Origin of the sequence: Blattabacterium cuenoti, from assembly GCF_014252335.1 — a bacterium.
GTDB classification, from domain to species: domain Bacteria; phylum Bacteroidota; class Bacteroidia; order Flavobacteriales; family Blattabacteriaceae; genus Blattabacterium; species Blattabacterium cuenoti_AL.
This window is the reverse complement of the sequence record NZ_CP059218.1, coordinates 467,773-485,387: the sequence shown is the minus strand read 5'-3', so window position 1 is coordinate 485,387 and position 17,615 is coordinate 467,773. Positions and strand designations below refer to the sequence as shown.

General features: G+C 23.8%; 14 protein-coding genes. 6 read left to right on the top strand and 8 right to left on the bottom strand.

What is annotated here, in order from left to right:
* The first annotated feature begins 12 nt into the window (after window positions 1-12).
* The 5 genes from H0H37_RS02350 (at window position 13) to H0H37_RS02330 (ending at window position 5,413) form a co-directional block, all read left to right on the top strand.
* Entirely contained in the window at window positions 13-1,122 is a 1,110-nt protein-coding gene (locus H0H37_RS02350; protein WP_185882354.1) for a 3-oxoacyl-ACP synthase III family protein, read from the top strand.
* 14 nt (window positions 1,123-1,136) lie between these two features.
* On the top strand, window positions 1,137-1,388 hold the full coding sequence (locus H0H37_RS02345) for a type B 50S ribosomal protein L31 (RefSeq protein WP_185882353.1): 252 nt from the start codon (window positions 1,137-1,139) through the stop codon (window positions 1,386-1,388).
* Between the two features lies 1 nt (window position 1,389).
* Window positions 1,390-2,589 carry a putative sugar nucleotidyl transferase gene (locus H0H37_RS02340; RefSeq protein WP_185882352.1) on the top strand — a complete coding sequence of 400 codons (1,200 nt, stop codon included), beginning with the start codon at window positions 1,390-1,392 and terminating at the stop codon, window positions 2,587-2,589.
* A gap of 77 nt (window positions 2,590-2,666) precedes the next feature.
* On the top strand, window positions 2,667-4,937 hold the full coding sequence (gene metE / locus H0H37_RS02335; protein ID WP_185882684.1) for a 5-methyltetrahydropteroyltriglutamate--homocysteine S-methyltransferase: 2,271 nt from the start codon (window positions 2,667-2,669) through the stop codon (window positions 4,935-4,937).
* Window positions 4,938-4,987: 50 nt separating this feature from the next.
* The gene (locus tag H0H37_RS02330; RefSeq protein ID WP_185882351.1) at window positions 4,988-5,413 is read left to right on the top strand and encodes a SufE family protein; all 426 of its coding nucleotides are present in this window, start codon (window positions 4,988-4,990) and stop codon (window positions 5,411-5,413) included.
* A gap of 75 nt (window positions 5,414-5,488) precedes the next feature.
* Here H0H37_RS02330 and rpoN read toward each other — a convergent pair whose 3' ends face one another.
* The 6 genes from rpoN to leuS form a co-directional block, all read right to left on the bottom strand.
* On the bottom strand, window positions 5,489-6,916 hold the full coding sequence (gene rpoN, locus H0H37_RS02325; RefSeq protein ID WP_185882350.1) for an RNA polymerase factor sigma-54: 1,428 nt from the start codon (window positions 6,914-6,916) through the stop codon (window positions 5,489-5,491).
* Window positions 6,917-6,925: 9 nt separating this feature from the next.
* The gene (gene asnS, locus H0H37_RS02320; protein WP_185882349.1) at window positions 6,926-8,341 is read right to left on the bottom strand and encodes an asparagine--tRNA ligase; all 1,416 of its coding nucleotides are present in this window, start codon (window positions 8,339-8,341) and stop codon (window positions 6,926-6,928) included.
* A 31-nt stretch (window positions 8,342-8,372) separates the two neighbouring features.
* Window positions 8,373-8,930, bottom strand: a complete 558-nt coding sequence (locus H0H37_RS02315) for a ribosome-recycling factor (protein WP_185882348.1) — start codon at window positions 8,928-8,930, stop codon at window positions 8,373-8,375.
* Between the two features lie 13 nt (window positions 8,931-8,943).
* Window positions 8,944-9,654 carry a UMP kinase gene (pyrH, locus tag H0H37_RS02310; RefSeq protein ID WP_185882347.1) on the bottom strand — a complete coding sequence of 237 codons (711 nt, stop codon included), beginning with the start codon at window positions 9,652-9,654 and terminating at the stop codon, window positions 8,944-8,946.
* A gap of 32 nt (window positions 9,655-9,686) precedes the next feature.
* Entirely contained in the window at window positions 9,687-11,120 is a 1,434-nt protein-coding gene (locus H0H37_RS02305; RefSeq protein WP_185882346.1) for a Glu/Leu/Phe/Val family dehydrogenase, read from the bottom strand.
* 121 nt (window positions 11,121-11,241) lie between these two features.
* Entirely contained in the window at window positions 11,242-14,046 is a 2,805-nt protein-coding gene (gene leuS, locus H0H37_RS02300; RefSeq protein WP_185882345.1) for a leucine--tRNA ligase, read from the bottom strand.
* Between the two features lie 148 nt (window positions 14,047-14,194).
* Between leuS and mgtE the strand changes: the two genes are divergently transcribed.
* Window positions 14,195-15,565, top strand: coding sequence for a magnesium transporter (gene mgtE, locus H0H37_RS02295; RefSeq protein ID WP_185882344.1), 1,371 nt, complete (start codon window positions 14,195-14,197; stop codon window positions 15,563-15,565).
* Between the two features lie 128 nt (window positions 15,566-15,693).
* Here mgtE and H0H37_RS02290 read toward each other — a convergent pair whose 3' ends face one another.
* Window positions 15,694-16,671 carry an RluA family pseudouridine synthase gene (locus H0H37_RS02290; RefSeq protein ID WP_185882343.1) on the bottom strand — a complete coding sequence of 326 codons (978 nt, stop codon included), beginning with the start codon at window positions 16,669-16,671 and terminating at the stop codon, window positions 15,694-15,696.
* Between the two features lie 21 nt (window positions 16,672-16,692).
* Entirely contained in the window at window positions 16,693-17,604 is a 912-nt protein-coding gene (locus H0H37_RS02285; protein WP_185882342.1) for a PASTA domain-containing protein, read from the bottom strand.
* Window positions 17,605-17,615: the final 11 nt, after the last annotated feature.

Genomic DNA, 17,615 nt, shown 5'->3' with positions numbered 1-17,615 from the left:
AATTTTTATTGAATGATTCGATCAATCATTACAGGAACTGGTCATTATTTACCAACAAAAATTATAAAAAGTGATCATTTTTTGAAATATTCTTTTTACGATCAAAAAGGATTCAAAATAAAAAAATCTAATCAAGAAATTATTAAAAATTTTAAAAAAATTACAGAAATAGAGGAAAGAAGATATGTACATGAAGGATTATTAAATTCTGATATTGCAACTATAGCTGCAAAAAAAGCGTTACTTAATTCTAAAATATACAAAGAAAAAATAGATTATATTATATCAGCACACAATTATGGTGATATTAATCCACTATCTTATCAGTCTGATGTAATGCCATCTATAGCATCTAGAGTAAAAAATAAACTCAAAATCAATAATCATAAATGTCGTCCATATGATATGATTTTTGGTTGTCCAGGCTGGATAGAAGGAATGATATTAGCAGATCAGTTGATCCGATCTAAATATGCTCAAAATATTTTAATTACAAGTTCAGAAACTTTATCTAAAGTTATTGATCCCCATGATCAAAATGCTATGATATTTTCTGATGGTGCAGGAGCAGCAGTTTTATCTGCAGTCGATGTAGATACTAAAGAAGAAAATTATGGTATTCTTTATTTTGATTCTCAATGTAATAATAATGAAGAACTTCATTATCTTACTAATGGTCCTTCTTTAAATCCAAATTATAAAAAATCATTATTAAATATTAGAATGAATGGAAGAAAGATTTATGAGTATGCATTAACTGAATTTCCAAAAATGTTAAAAAATATATTAGATCATGTTAATTTACATCTTAACGATATAAAAAAAATTTTAATTCATCAAGCGAATGCTAAAATGGATTATGCAATTTTAAAAAGATTGTTAAAATTGTATAATTATTCTTCAATAAAAAAAGGATTATATAAAAAATTAATGCCTATGACGATTCAAAAGTTTGGTAATTCTTCTGTAGCTACTGTACCTACGTTATTAGATTTAATTCTTAAAGGAGAAATGCCACATCATAAAATTCAACCTGGAGATACCATTTTAATGGCATCATTAGGAGCTGGTATGAATATTAATGGAATGATTTATAGATTTCCTATCAAAAATAATTTTTAAATAATACTAAATTTATGAAAAAAGACATACATCCAAAAAATTATAGACCAGTTGTTTTTCAGGATATTAATAATGATAAATTTTTTATTTGCAAATCAACAGTAAATACAAAAGAATTTATAAAATTAAATGGAATAGAATATCCATTATATAAAATGGAAATATCTAGTTATTCACATCCATTTTATACTGGAGCAAAAAAATTGGTGAGAAAAACAGGTCCATCAGAAAAATTTAAAAAGAAATACAAAAAATATAATATTTAATATGGATGAATATTTTATATTATATGATGGTGAAATAGAATGGGTTAATTTATTACCTATTACATTTACTAAAACGATATCAGACATTCGTATAGGAATATTAACTATTAAAGAAAGATGGGAAAAATATATTGGTGGTAAATCTATAATTTATACAAAAAATTTTCTTTCAAAAAAGTATACATGTAAAAAACAATTAAATATAAAAAACGTATTGATGATTAATTCATCATTTTTACCAAATGAAAAATTAATAGAATTATTATTGAAATTAAAAGAAAATGAAGCAATTTTTTATTCAACAATCCTGGTAGCTACACGTATACATATTAATAATTATGAAAATTATGAAAATATAATAAAATTTGTCAAAAATCATAAACAATATAAAAAAATATATTCATTTAATCAAATTATTTATATTCAAAATATATGGGATTTATTTATTAATAACGATAAAGTTTTAAGACAAGATTTTGATTTTTTAACAAAAGATAAAAAATCTTGTTCTTTGTTTGGCCCAAATTATCTTATTGATAAAAAAAATATTTTTTTTGAGGAAAATGTATATTCTTATAATGTTATACTAAATGCTAAAATAGGGCCTATTTATATTGAAAAAGGAGTTAATCTTATGGAAGGATCAATGATTCGTGGACCTGCAGCAATTTGTAGAAATTCTTTATTAAATATGGGAACAAAAATCTATGGAGCAACTACGATAGGACCACAATGTAAAGTTGGTGGAGAAATAAGAAATTCTATATTTCTTTCATATTCTAATAAAGCTCATGATGGTTTTATAGGAGATTCTATAATTGGAGAATGGTGTAATATAGGAGCTGGTACTAATGTATCTAATTTAAGAAATGATTATTCTAATGTGAAAGTGTGGAGTTATGATAAAAAAAAATTTATTAGAATTCCTATTCAATTTTTTGGAATGATTATGGGTGATTACTCTAAATCTTCTATTAATACTCAATTTAATACTGCTACAATAGTAGGAGTTGGGGCTAATATTTTTGGTATTGGGTTCCCTCCTAAATATATTTCTTCTTTTTCTTTTGGAAGTAATAATAATCAAAAAATATCTTTTTATCAAGTCTGTCAAACTGCAAAAATAATGATGAAAAGAAGGAATATATGTTTTTCATTTATAGATAAAAATATTTTAAAATATTTATATGATTACACATAACATATAATCAATAATCGATAAAATGATATTATTAAAAAAATATTATATATTGTTCATTTAATTGAAATGATATTATGATGTTGAAACATAATTTAGGTTATCCTAGAATAGGAATAAAAAGAGAATTGAAAAAAGCTTGTGAAGATTACTGGAATAATCTAATTACTTCAAAAGATTTATTTAATATTGGAAAAACAATAAAAATCAATAATTGGAAAATACAAGAAAAATGTGGAATAGATTTAATTCCATGTAATGATTTTAGTTTCTATGATCATGTTTTAGATATGTCATTTTTACTTGGTAATATTTCAGAAGTATATTCTACTAAATTTAAGGAAGATATAGATATTTATTTTGCTATGGCTAGAGGAATTCAAAAAAATGAATTGGATTTAAAAGCCATGGAAATGACTAAATGGTTTAATACAAATTATCATTACATAGTACCAGAATTTGAACCAAATCAAAAATTTGGAATTTATTCTATGAAATTATTTAATGAAATTGATGAATATAAAGAAATAATAAATAAAGCTATTCCAAAACCTGTTTTAATTGGACCTATTAGTTATTTATATTTAGGTAAAGAAAAAAATAAAATTTTTAATAAATTCGATTTAGTAGATAATTTATTACCTATTTACATAGAGATTATACAACGTTTAATTCAAAAAAATATTAAATGGATACAACTAGATGAACCAATTTTAGTTTTTGATTCATTAACTGATCAAATAATAAAATCATTTAAATATGTTTATCAAACTATAAATAAAATTTGTGATGATAATGCAATTAACATAATTGTAACTTCTTATTTTGATAGTTTGGAAGAAAAAAATTTAGATATATTTAAAAATTTGTCTTCAAGATTTAATTTACATATTGATTTAGTAGAAAATTATAGTCAATTAACTAAAATTTTAGATTTTTTGCAAAAACAAAAAATGGGACTTTCTTTAGGTATAATTAATGGAAAAAATATATGGAAAAATAATTATACTCATTCTATCAAACTTATTAAACAAGCAATATTAAAATTAGGTAAAGAAAGAATTATGATTGCCCCTAGTTGTTCGTTATTGCATATACCGATTGATTTAGAATGTGAAACATCAATTTCGAAAAATATAATAAATAAAATGGCTTTTGCTAAACAAAAACTTTATGAATTAAATGATTTAGAAAATATTTTAAATGGGAATAAAGAAAAACTGTGTAATAATTTGAAATATTTTGACAAAAAAAAACAATGTATTATTAAACAACAAATAACAAAAGTACATCTCAATAGAAAAAATTCTTTTCATATTCGTCAAAAAACACAACAAAAAAAATTTCAATTTCCGTTATTTCCAACTACAACTATAGGGTCATTTCCTCAAACAAAGGAAATCAGAAAATTACGAAAAAATTTCAAAAATAATGTAATTACTAAAAAGACATATGAACAATGTATACAGAAAGTTATAATAGATGCTATAAGAACACAAGAAAAAATTAATTTAGATGTTTTGGTACATGGTGAATTTGAAAGAAACGATATGGTAGAATTTTTTTCAGATAAATTAAAAGGCTTTGTTTCTACAAAAAACGGATGGGTACAAAGTTATGGTAGTCGATGTGTTAAACCACCAATAATTTATGCAGATGTAAAAAGAGTTTCTGATATGACTGTAAAATGGATATCGTTTGCTCAATCTCAAACCAACAAATTAATAAAAGGAATATTAACTGGACCAGTTACTCTGTTAAAATGGTCATTTGTAAGAGATGATCAACCATATTATGAAACTGCTTATCAAATTGCATGGGCAATTAGAGAAGAAGTAAAATCTTTAGAAAATACTGGTATTCAAATTATTCAAATAGATGAACCAGCACTAAGAGAAGGATTGCCATTAAAAAATAAACATTGGAAATTTTATTTTAATTGGGCAATTAAAGCATTTCGATTATCTTCCAGTGTAGTTAAAGATGAAACACAAATTCATACACATATCTGTTATAGTGAGGTAAATGATATTATAAAATATCTTTCTGATTTAGATGCTGATGTAATTACTATAGAAACTGCAAGATCTAAAATGGAACTTTTGAATGCATTTTCTAATTTTTCATATCAAAATGAAATAGGTCCTGGTGTATATGATATTCATTCTCCAAGGATTCCTGAAGTAAAAGAAATATTAAATTTAATTAATAAAGCTTCAACAAAATTGCCTATTAAAAATATTTGGATTAATCCAGATTGTGGATTAAAAACTAGAACTTGGCATGAAGTTATAAATTCATTGAAAAATATGACAACAGCAACAAAAATAGCTAGACAGCAACATTCATAATAATAATTAATCATAATTGTTGTTTCTATTTTTATTTTAAATAACATGAAATGACATTAAAAGATAAAGAACAAAAAATTAAACAAGAATTTGAACAATTACATGATTGGCAAGATAAATATGAATATATATTATATTTAGGTAATAGATTACCAAAACAAGATAATACATTTAGAACTGAAGATAAATTAATTTATGGATGTCAATCTAAAGTGTGGTTAGATGCCAAATTAATTGGTATGAAAGTTATTTTTGATGCTGATAGTGATGCTTTAATACCTAAAGGATTAATTGCAATGATGATTATTGTATATTCAGGAAGATATCCATTTGAAATTATTTCATCAAAAGCAAGTTTTATTAGTGAAATAGGATTTCATAATTTTTTAACTCCAATTAGATCAAATGGATTATTACTTTTTTTAAAAAAAATGAAATTTTATGCCAAAAATTTTGAGGATGATTATTGTAACTAATTGATGATTATAATTTTATTTTGAATTAAAAAAAAAATAATAAATTACATGATATATGATTGGAATTTAAATAAATTATAACATTTTTCTTAATCTCGCTACTGGTATATTCATTTGATTTCTGTATTTAGAAACTGTTCTTCTTGCGACGAGATATCCTTTGTTTTTAAAAATATTTGATAATGTTTCATCAGTAATTGGTTGATTTTTATTTTCATTGGCTATAAATTCTTTTAATAATCTTTTGATTTCAATAGAAGAAATTTCTTGTCCTTCTATATTTGTCATTTTTTCTGAAAAAAATTGTTTTATTAAAAAAGTACCATATGGTGTATTAACATATTTACTGTTAGCTACACGAGATACAGTAGAAATTCCAACTCCAATTTTTTGAGATATATTCTTTAAAATCATTGGTTTGATATTTGATGTATCACCAGTTAAAAAATATTTTTTTTGATAATTCATTATAGCATTCATAGTCAACATTAATGTATTTTTACGTTGTTTAATAGCATCTAAAAACCATTTTGCTGAATCTATTTTTTTTTTCAAAAAAATGATAATATTCTTGTAATTTTGTTGTTTTTTATTATAATTTTTATAATATTTTAACATGTTTAAGTATAAGGTAGATATTTTCAATTCTGGATTATTTCTTTTATTTAAAGAAAGTTCTAAATTACCATCCATAACTAAAATTGTAAAATCTGGAATTAAATAATTGATAGTTTTTGAATTACATGAATAAAGTTTACCTGGTTTTGGATTTAATTTTTCTATTTTATGAACTACCTTTCGTAAAATATTTGTGGTTATTCCTAATTTATTTTGCAATTTATGATAATGTCTTTTTACAAATAGTTTAAAATAATTTTTTATAATTTCTTTTGCCAAAACAATTTCTTTTGATGTTTTTTTATATGATAATTGAATTAATAAACATTCTTGTAAATTTCTTGCCCCAACACCAATAGGTTCTAATTGTTGTATATAATTAACAATAATTGTTTCTATTTTTTCCAGATTAATAGAGATTCCAAGAATCAAAAAAATATCTTCAACAAGAGAATACATTTTTCTTCTTATATATCCATTGTCATCGATATTACCCAATATAAAATCTGCTATTAATAATTCTGTTTTATTCAAAAATCTACATGTATGCAATTGATTTTTTAAATATTCTTGAAAAGATATTCCAGAAACTATAGGATGATAATTTTCTTCTTGAAGATTATTTTTAATATGTAAAATTTTATCATGATTATTATTGAAATCTACATTTTTTATTTTATTTTTCATAAGAGTATCTAAATGATTATCATCATAATCTTTTGAGATTTCTTCTTCGTCTATTTTTTCTAAAGCTGGATTTTCTTCTAGTTCTTTTTTTACTTGTTGTTCAAAATCTAAAGTAGATAATTGAACTAATTTCATTAATTGAATTTGTTTTGGAGATAGTTTATGCTGTATTTTTTGAAATAATTGTTGTTTTAACATGGTTTATAATTATGCATGATTTGGAGTTTTTGGAAAAGGAATAACATCACGAATATTTTGCATTCCTGAAATAAATTGAACTAATCTATCAAATCCTAATCCAAATCCACTATGTGGAACTGAGCCAAAACGTCTTGTATCTAAGTACCAATAAAGTAATTTTTTATTTATATTATGTTTATTCATTCTTGTCATCAGGACATCATAACGTTCTTCTCTTTGAGATCCTCCAATAATTTCGCCTACTTTTGGAAATAAAATATCCATAGCTCTTACTGTTTTTTCATCATTGTTTATTCTCATATAAAAAGCTTTAATATGATATGGATAATCAAATATAATAATAGGATTTTTAAAATATTTATTTACTAAATATTGTTCATGTTCAGATTGCAAATCCATTCCCCAAATAACAGGATGCAAAAAATTAACTTTATTATTATGTATAGATTTATTAAGAATCTTGATAGATTCAGTATAGCTAATTTTTTCAAAATTAATGGTTAATAAAGATTCCAATTGTTTTAGTAAAGATTCTTCTTCATTTGTATAAATATAATGTGTTAAAAAGTATAAATCATCTACACAATGTTCAATGATATATTGAATAATATATTTTAAAAATTTTTCTGCTAAATTCATATTATCATCTAAATGATAAAATGCCATTTCTGGTTCTATCATCCAAAATTCTGATAAATGTCTTGAAGTATTTGAATTTTCTGCCCTAAAAACTGGACCAAACGTATAAACTTTGCCTAATGCTAATGATGCTGCTTCTGCTTCTAATTGACCAGAAACTCCAAGATAAGTTTGACATTTAAAAAAATCTTTTTGATAATCAATTATATTATCTTTTATCCATGGAATATGTTTTAGATCCAAAGTAGTTACTTGAAACATATTTCCAGCACCTTCTGCATTTGAAGTAGTAATAATTGGAGTATGAATATAAAAAAATCCATTATCATTAAAATATTTATGAATAGAAAAAGCTATATGATGACGAATACGCATAACACAACTAAATACATTAGTTCTAAATCTTAGATGTCTTTGTGTTCTAAGTTTTTCTAAACTGTGTTTTTTAGGTTGTAATATAGATTGTTGAAATAATAAATTATCTACTTTACCGTAAATTTTAATAAAATAAGATTCTAACTCTATAAATTGTTCTTTTCCTATGCTATTAGTTATAATTCCTATAACATGAATAGATGTTCCAATGGTTATTTCTTTTAAAAAATTCTTTTTGAATTTTTTTAATGATACAATAATTTGAATATTCCGAATAGTAGACCCATCATTTAAGGATATAAATATATAATTTCTAAACGAACGTACCCACCCTTCTACTATAACTTTTTTGTTTAAGAAAAATTTATAATTATCCAATAATGTTTGAATTGAATATTTTTTAATCATTAATATAGAAATTTACTTTATAATATGACTACTATATTGTTAATATTTCTTGTTCCTTTAAAATAAAAATTTCATTAATTTTTTGAATATAATTATTTGTTATTTTTTGTATATGATATTCTCCTTCTTTTAATATATCTTGAGATAAATTTAACTTCTTTTTCATCATATGATTATATTTTTTTCTTATGACTCGAATCAGTATTTTAGATTGTTCTGTTTCAGTTTTAATTTTTTTTATCAAATGTTTTCTACCTTCTTCCGTCATTATAGGAATTCTAATATGGATATATTCTCCTTTATTTGTAGGCATTAATCCTAAATTAGAATCTATAATTGCTTTATCTATAATTGAAATTAAAGATTTATCCCATGGACGAATAGTTAAATTCATATTATCTAAAATAGAAATATTGGCAATTTTAATTAAATCTATAAAAAAATCATAATATTTAATTTTAATTTTTTCTAAAAAAGATAATAAGGATTGACTTCCTAATCTAATGCGAATAATATCATTTTTAAATTGTTTTAAAATATTATTCATATCTTTTTGACAAGAAGAATAAATTTCATTTATTTCTTCCATAATATTATGTTATTTAGTTGGTTACAATAGTACCAATTGATTCTCCAGATATTGCTTTTTTTAAATTTCCTATACGGTTGATATCAAAAATAATAATAGGTAAATTATGTTCATTACCCAAAATAAAAGCGGTTGTATCCATGACTTTTATTCCCATTTTATAAATCATATCAAAAGATATATTTTTTATTTTTTTAGCAGTTTTATCTTTGTTTGGATCTTCAGTATAAATTCCATCTACTTTAGTGCCTTTTAATAAAACATCAGCTTTAATTTCTATGGCACGTAATACAGCGGCAGTATCTGTTGTAAAATAAGGATTTCCTAATCCAGCAACAAAAATTACAACTCTACCTTTTTCTAGATGACTAATTGCTCTGTCTTTAAAAAAAGGTTCTGCTATGGGATCCATTCTAATAGCCGTTTGAATATAAGTACATATTCCTACATTTTCTAAATAAGATTGAAATGCTATTCCGTTTATTACGGTAGCTAACATTCCCATATAATCTCCACCTATACGATTAATTATATTTTTTTTTATCCTGGAAAATCCTCTAAATATGTTACCTCCTCCTATCACTATAGCTACTTGAACACCCATATTAACTACATTTTTTACTTCTTCTGCATATTGTTTTAGTCTATTTGAATGAAGCCCATATTCGTTATTTCCCATTAGTGCTTCTCCACTTAATTTCAATAATGATCTTTTGTACTTCATGAATATTTTGTTTCTTTTTCTTTGTTAGAAGATTATGGAAAAATGCCTAATTTTTCGTAAGAATCTATAATTTTTTTAATAGCCAGAACAAATGCAGTAGTTCGTAAATTTTTTATTCCTAATGTATTTTTTAAATTTCTAATTTTATGAAATCCTTCTATCATGGTATCTTCCAATCCACTATGGACTAAATCTATTTCTCTAGCACCTCTTAAAATCAGTTTTTTTTCGGTTGTTGGAATATTTGTTTTGCAAATGTTTTCAATGACTTGTAAAAGTTCTGAATTCATATTTTCACTAAAACGTTTTTCCATTCTACCATAACGAACATGACTAAGATTTTTTAACCATTCAAAATAAGAGACTGTTACTCCACCAGCATTTAAATAAATATCTGGAACAATAATAATTCCTTTTTTTTCTAAAATATCATCGGCTTCAGGTGTAATAGGTCCATTAGCCGCCTCTCCAATAATTTTTGATTTAATCTTATGTGCATTATGTTTATGTATTACATTTTCTAAAGCAGCAGGAATTAAAATATCACATTCTAATTCTAATGCTTGTTCTGCATTATAAATATTTTTTGCATGTGGAAAATTTAGTATAGAACCTGTATTTTGTAAATGCATAATAACGTCTTTTACATTTAAACCTTTTGGATTATAAATTGCTCCTTCTCTCTCAGCTAATCCAACAATTAATGCTCCAAATTGTTGAAAAAAAATTGCTGCATGATATCCAACATTTCCCAATCCTTGGATGATAACTGTTTTTCCACATAATCCAACATCTAATCCTATAGAATTCATTTCTTGTTTCATTCTACACAATTCTCTTATTCCATAAAATACTCCTAATCCTGTTGCTTCTTTTCTTCCACGTACACCCCCCTGAGAAATTGGTTTACCTGTTACACATGCTAAAGCATCTACTTCACCAGGTGGGCATAATGACATAAATGTATCCAAAATCCAGCTCATTTCTCGTTCTCCTGTTCCATAATCTGGAGCAGGGACATCAATTCCAGGTCCTATGAAATTTTTTTTAATAAGTTCAGATGTATAACGACGAGTAATAGTTTCTAAATTATCCATAGAAATGCTTTGCGGATCAATTTTAATTCCCCCTTTAGCACCACCAAAAGGTACATCTACTATAGCACATTTATACGTCATTAATGCCGCTAAAGTCATAACTTCATCTTGAGTTACTTTAGTGCTATACCTAATTCCACCTTTACATGGTAATTTATGATGAGAATGTTGAACTCTATAAGCTTCAATAACTTTTATTGTATTATCTATTTTAACTGGAAAATGAATTTTGTATACAGCGTTACAAGCTTTAATTTGTTCTAAAAGACCTTGTTCAATAGAAAGAAATGGTGTGGCTTTATCAAAATTTTTTTCTACACAACTAAAAAAACTACAGGTTCCAGTTTCCATTGGATTTTGTTTTGACATAATAAAAGTTTTTTTCACTTCTAAATATGGTATGAAAAAATTAAAAAAATAATAATGTTGTATTTTTATTTGAATGCAAATCTACATTTTATGTTTTAATATTGTTACATAAAATTTATTATTATTGATTGCTAAATAAAATATTTATAATTTTATTTGGAATAATCATAATTTTTTTTAAAATTTTTGTTTTCAAAATCAATTTGATTTTAGGATGATGTAAAATTTTACTTTTAATAATAGATAATTTTTGATGTGGTTCAAATTCTTCTTTAAACTTAAATTTTCCATTAAACATAATGAGATATGTAATTGTTGTTTTGGTAAGAAATTGTGGATTATAAATAGGAAATGAATAAAACATTATTGATTTTGTATTTCCTAATTTACTCCATATTTCTTCTGCTATATGAGGTGTAAAAGGTGCCATAATTTGTACTAATGGAATTAAAATTTGTTGTTTGTTACATTGTAATTTAGTTAGTTTATTTACAAGAATCATTAAATAACTGATAGATGTATTAAAAGAAAATAATTGTATTTGTTCTGTGACTTTTTTAATAGTTTCGTGTAACATCGATTGTTCTTGCATAGTTGGAGTTTCTTTATTGAGATTAAAAATACCATTAACATTATGAAATAATCTCCAAAATTTTTTTAAAAAATTTTTTACACCATTAATTTTAGATACATCCCAAGGTTTGGATTTTTCAATGGGACCTAAAAACATTTCATAAAGTCTAAATATATCTGATCCATATTTTTTACATATATTATCAGGATTGATAACGTTATGTTTAGATTTAGACATTTTTTCTAACTTTCTTTTACAAAGAAATACCCCTTGTTCTAAAATAAATTTTGCATTTGTAAATTCTGTATTATATTTTTTAAATTGTATTACATCTAATTCATCTTTTAAATTTACTATATTTATATCTATATAAATTTCTTGTAAAGATGAAGAATTAATTTTATTTATTAATCCATAAGAAATAAATACATTTTTTCTACTAATTTTAAATATAATCGCAGAATAATTTATAATCATTCCTTGATTAATTATTTTTTTAAAAGGTTCTTCTGAATTAATCCATCCTCTATCTTTTAAAAATTTATTCCAAAATCTAGAATAAATTAAATGTCCTGTTGCATGTTCAGATCCACCAATATATAAATCTACTTGTTTCCAAATTTTTTCTTTTTTTTTAGATAAAAAAAAATTATTATTATTAACATCCATATAACGTAAAAAATACCAACTTGATCCAGCCCAACTAGGCATAGTATGAACTTCTATAGGAAATACAGATTTATTATCAATTAAAGATTGATGAACTATTTTGACATTTTGTTCATCCCATGCCCAATATTCTGCTCTAATTAATGGAGATTGTCCATTTTTCGGATGAAATTTGATAATTTTAGGAAGAATTAAAGGTAATTTATCTATAGGTATTGGGATAGGAATATTTTTTTTAAAATAAATAGGTATTGGTTCCCCCCAGTATCTTTGTCTAGAAAACACTGCATCACGCAATCGATAACTAATGATAGGACACCCTTTTTTATGTTTTACTAAAAATTTCATGATGTGTTTTTTAGCAATTTTGGATTGTAACCCGTTTAAAAATCCAGAATTTATCATATATTGTGTATTATCATATTGGGTTTTTAAATCAGATGATAATACTTTTATAATATCTAATCCAAATAATTTTGCAAATTGATTGCAATGTTGATCATGTCCTGGAATTCCAACTATTGATTTATATTGGTTCTCAACTGTAAAAGAATGACTAACATAAATAGGGATTTTTTTATTTTTTATTAAAGGATGAAACACATAATTTCCGGTAAAAATACCAGATATTTTTTCTTCTACAGAAATTTCTTGATTAATATAATGAATAATTCTACTTTTATAATTTTCTATAGATATTTTATCAATTAATGGATGATCTGTAGACATAATAATAAAAGTTATTCCAAATATCATTTCTGGAAAAAATATAACAGATTCTATATTCGTAATTTTATTATTAATAAAAACAATATCCAAATTTAAGGAAATTCCATATTTTTTACCGATCCAATAATATTGGAGTTTTTTCAAAGAATCAGAACATTTAATTTCTTTTAATCCTTTTAATAATCGTTCTGCATAAGCGGTAATTCGTATATTCCACTGTAACATTTGTTTTTTGTAAATTTGATATCCTCCTCTTTGACTTTTTCCATTTATGATTTCATCATTTGCTAAAACTGTGCCTAATTCTGGACACCAATTGACTGTTTCTTTACAAAGAAAAGCTAAACGATAATATGATAATATATATTCTTGTTGGACATTTGAGTAAGATTTCCATTCATTTGAATCAAATTGATTTTGATATGTAGTACTAGCATTAACTATTAAATTTCCGTTTTTATTAAATTTGTCCACTAAACAATCTATAGATTTTGCTTGATCTATATCTTTATCATACCAGGAATTAAATATTTGAATAAACATCCATTGAGTCCAACGGTAAAAGGTAGGATCACTAGTAGATATTGTACGATTCCAATCAAATGAAATTCCAAGTTGATTAATTTGATCGTGATATTTTTTTATATTTTTATTAGTAGTATAAGAAGGATGTTGTCCAGTTTTTATTGCGTATTGTTCCGCAGGTAACCCAAAAGAATCAAACCCTATTGGATTCAATACATTATATCCTTTAGCACGTTTATATCTGGCATATATATCTGAAGCAATATACCCAATACAATGTCCTATATGTAGTCCTGCCCCAGATGGATAAGGAAACATATTTAATATATAATATGTATGATTTTTATTATTATCTTCAGTACAAAAAGTTTTTTGTTCTTTCCAAAATGTTTGCCAACGTTTTTCAATGTGTTTAAAATTATAATCCATATGAATTTGTGTTGAATTTATAATGATTTATAATGTTTATATATAACCATAATATTATTACGTAATTTTACAGATTTTAAAACTATGAATAATACACTTGAAAAAAATAATTTTTTATAAAATTTAAAATAAATTGATTACAATTACAATGAATACCAAAAAACAGTGTAATGCTAATAGTTTAGAAACTCGTTTTAATGAAAAATTTTTAAATAATCAAACTATTAATTCTTTAATAAAAATATTTCATGATTATCCAAATGATGTGATTTATTTTTTTAGTGTATTGAAAAATAATAAAGCATCTTCTATTTTTAGAGTTTTAGATTTTCCTATAAAAGAAAAAATCATAGAAGGACTTACCCCAATTAAAAAATTTAATTTTTTAAATAATCTATCTGTAGATGATCGTGTTTCTTTTTTAGAAAATCTTTCTAAAGATTCATTAAAAGATTTAATCAAATATTTGTCAAAAGAAGAAAAAAAAAAAACATTAGTTTCTTTAGGCTATCCTGAAAATAGTGTTGGAAGATTAATGATTCCATATTATATTTCAGTTAAAAATACTTGGAGTATACAAGAAGTTTTAGATTATATAAGAACAGAAGGACAAAATAATAATGAAGCCATAGAAATTATATATATAGTTGATGAAAAAGGTAAATTATTAGACGATATAAAAATACGAGAATTTCTATTAGTCGATCCAAAAACTAAAGTTTATGAATTAATGGATAGACAATATAGTACGGCATTAAGTGTAACTAATACTGAAGAAGAAGCAATTAAAATATTTTCTATGAATAATAGATTTTCTTTACCGGTAATAGATGATAAAAAAATATTATTAGGAATAGTAACTATAGATGATATATTATGGGTTTCAAATGAAAATTATCGAGAAGATATTCAAAAAATTGGAGGGATGGAAGTATTAAATCAATCCTATATGAAAGTTCCTTTGTATAAATTAATTCAAAAAAGAGCTGGGTGGTTAATATTGTTATTTATAGGAGAAATGTTGACTACGACAGTTATGCAACATTTTTCTAGTTTTATAGAAAAAGCTGTAGTTTTATCTCTATTTATACCGTTAGTAGTTTCTAGTGGAGGTAATAGTGGAGCTCAAGCATCGACATTAATTATTCAAGCAATGGCATTAGGAGAAATCAAAATTAAAGATTGGTGGATTGTAATGAAGAGAGAAATAATATGTGGCTTGTTTTTAGGAGGATTTTTAGGATTTACAGGATTTATACGAATTTTAACATGGCATTATTTTCGTTTATTTAATTATGGGGATCATTTTATATTAATAGGAATTACTGTTTATGTATCTTTAATTGGAGTTGTATTATGGGGTACATTTAGTGGTTCTATGTTACCATTCATTATTAAAAAATTTCGAGGGGATCCAGCTAGCTCATCCGCTCCTTTTGTAGCAACATTGGTAGATGTTTTTGGATTATTAATTTATTTTTCTATATCATATATACTATTGAATGATATTATATTATAGATATATAGTTGTGTAAGAAGAAGAAGAAGGAATAGGAGTTAGGAGTAAAGTAAAGTAATGTATTTATTTATAATAATTAATATGGATTTGTTATCATATTCTTTTATTATATTATAAGGATTTAGGATTTAAATTTGATATCTACATTGCTTTAATAATAAATTCCATTCATTAGGAATATGACATGTAAAAGAACATAGTTTTTTATTTGTAGGATGAACAAAAGAAAGATAAAATGAATGCAATGCTTGTCTGTTTAATATATTTAGACAACTTTTGAAAAAAGCAATATCTTGATTTGAAGTTGGTATTGGAATTTTATTACCTCCATATATTTTATCATTAAATATAGGATGTCCTACAAATTTGAAATGAGTTCTAATTTGATGTGTTTTTCCAGTTTCTAGACGACATATAATAGAAGTTAAATATTTAAATCTTTCTATAACTTTATAATGAGTGATGGAATATTGTCTGCCCATGGCAAATTTGTTAAATAATTTCATTTTTATTCTATTTTTAGGATCTTTTCCTATAAATCCACTAATAGTTCCTTGTTTATATTTTAAATTTCCCCATACTAAAGCAATATATTTTCTTGTTACAGTTTTATGAAAAAATTGTTTAGATAAAGATCTTTGTGAAGATTCATTTTTAGCAATAACTAATAATCCAGAAGTATCTTTATCTAGTCTATGAATTAATCCACATCTATATAAATTAATATTTTGTTTGAAATGATAAATAATTCCATTAATTAACGTACTAGTTAAATTTTTAATTCCTGGATGTACTACCATACCAGCAGGTTTATTAATAACTGCTAAATCTTCATCTTCATAAATAATATTAATAGGTATATTTTCTCCATGAAGATTATTATATTCAATTTGAAATTCTATATAAGGATTAATTTTTCCTTCTATACAATCACAAGGTTTTACTATATAATTGTTTTTAATACGTTTGTTGTTCACTAATATATTGCCTGATTTGATCGCATATTGAATTTGATTTCTGCTAATATCCTTTATATATTGTGTTAAGTATTTATCTATTCGTATTAATAATTGTGTGTATTGTACACAAAATTTGAATTTTTTCATATAATATAATACGTCATTGAGTTAATTATTATTTTTTATATCATTCACATCATCTTTTTGATATGGTTTATATGAATTATTATTTTGTTGTGAAATATCTATTTTTTTGTTGTCATTGTTCGTAGTATGATTATTTTGTTCATTATGATTGGTATTAGTATAGTTAGTAATCCATAAATCTATAGAAATGTTTTTATCAGGAGTAATATGTCCTGGATTAGGAGATTGACGATATATTAATGAATTATTATCAAATTTATCATTATATAATAAAGAATTCATATTATCTATAATAATATGAATATTGTTAAATAGTTGTTTGTTTAATAATGGTATAGCATTATGAATAGGCATACCATTAACATTTGGAATTACATAATAATTATTTTTGATATAATATCCATTTCCAATAATTAAAGTAATTTGATGTTTCACTGGTAATACACATCCAGATGTAATATTTTTTCCTTTCAACAATGCCTTGTAAATAGTATTTTTAGATATATTGTTTATATATTTAATTTTGTCTACGTAAATATGATTAGCATGAAGTAGTTTTATAGCTATTCGTTTTTTTTTATTAAAAATATTAGGTAAGACTGTAGTTTTATAATGTGTAGCATTGACTTTAATATATATAGATCGTCCTATTTTAACATGATTACCAGCTTCTGGTAAAAAATATAATATTTGATTAGGTTTAAAAGATGGATTATATTCTGATTCAGATATTTCATATTTTAATCCTAATTGATTTAACAATGATACAGATTGTTTAATGGTTAAGTTACTAATATTTGGAACTATAACATATGAACCATGTTTAGTGTAAATGTTGACCCAATTTAAAGCTACATTAGTAATATTATATAGTATATATATAGCAATTAATAAATTTATCAAAATAATTAAACAGTATTTATAATATTTCATAATAAATTATA

What these genes read in the sequence shown, in the direction of transcription:
- H0H37_RS02290 (WP_185882343.1), bottom strand. Translation starts at nt 16,671, where the DNA reads ATGAAAAAATTCAAATTTTGTGTACAATACACACAATTATTAATACGA.
- mgtE (WP_185882344.1), top strand. Translation starts at nt 14,195, where the DNA reads ATGAATACCAAAAAACAGTGTAATGCTAATAGTTTAGAAACTCGTTTT.
- pyrH (WP_185882347.1), bottom strand. Translation starts at nt 9,654, where the DNA reads ATGAAGTACAAAAGATCATTATTGAAATTAAGTGGAGAAGCACTAATG.
- rpoN (WP_185882350.1), bottom strand. Translation starts at nt 6,916, where the DNA reads ATGTTAAAACAACAATTATTTCAAAAAATACAGCATAAACTATCTCCA.
- H0H37_RS02285 (WP_185882342.1), bottom strand. Translation starts at nt 17,604, where the DNA reads ATGAAATATTATAAATACTGTTTAATTATTTTGATAAATTTATTAATT.
- asnS (WP_185882349.1), bottom strand. Translation starts at nt 8,341, where the DNA reads ATGATTAAAAAATATTCAATTCAAACATTATTGGATAATTATAAATTT.
- H0H37_RS02345 (WP_185882353.1), top strand. Translation starts at nt 1,137, where the DNA reads ATGAAAAAAGACATACATCCAAAAAATTATAGACCAGTTGTTTTTCAG.
- H0H37_RS02305 (WP_185882346.1), bottom strand. Translation starts at nt 11,120, where the DNA reads ATGTCAAAACAAAATCCAATGGAAACTGGAACCTGTAGTTTTTTTAGT.
- leuS (WP_185882345.1), bottom strand. Translation starts at nt 14,046, where the DNA reads ATGGATTATAATTTTAAACACATTGAAAAACGTTGGCAAACATTTTGG.
- H0H37_RS02330 (WP_185882351.1), top strand. Translation starts at nt 4,988, where the DNA reads ATGACATTAAAAGATAAAGAACAAAAAATTAAACAAGAATTTGAACAA.
- H0H37_RS02350 (WP_185882354.1), top strand. Translation starts at nt 13, where the DNA reads ATGATTCGATCAATCATTACAGGAACTGGTCATTATTTACCAACAAAA.
- H0H37_RS02340 (WP_185882352.1), top strand. Translation starts at nt 1,390, where the DNA reads ATGGATGAATATTTTATATTATATGATGGTGAAATAGAATGGGTTAAT.
- H0H37_RS02315 (WP_185882348.1), bottom strand. Translation starts at nt 8,930, where the DNA reads ATGGAAGAAATAAATGAAATTTATTCTTCTTGTCAAAAAGATATGAAT.
- metE (WP_185882684.1), top strand. Translation starts at nt 2,667, where the DNA reads ATGTTGAAACATAATTTAGGTTATCCTAGAATAGGAATAAAAAGAGAA.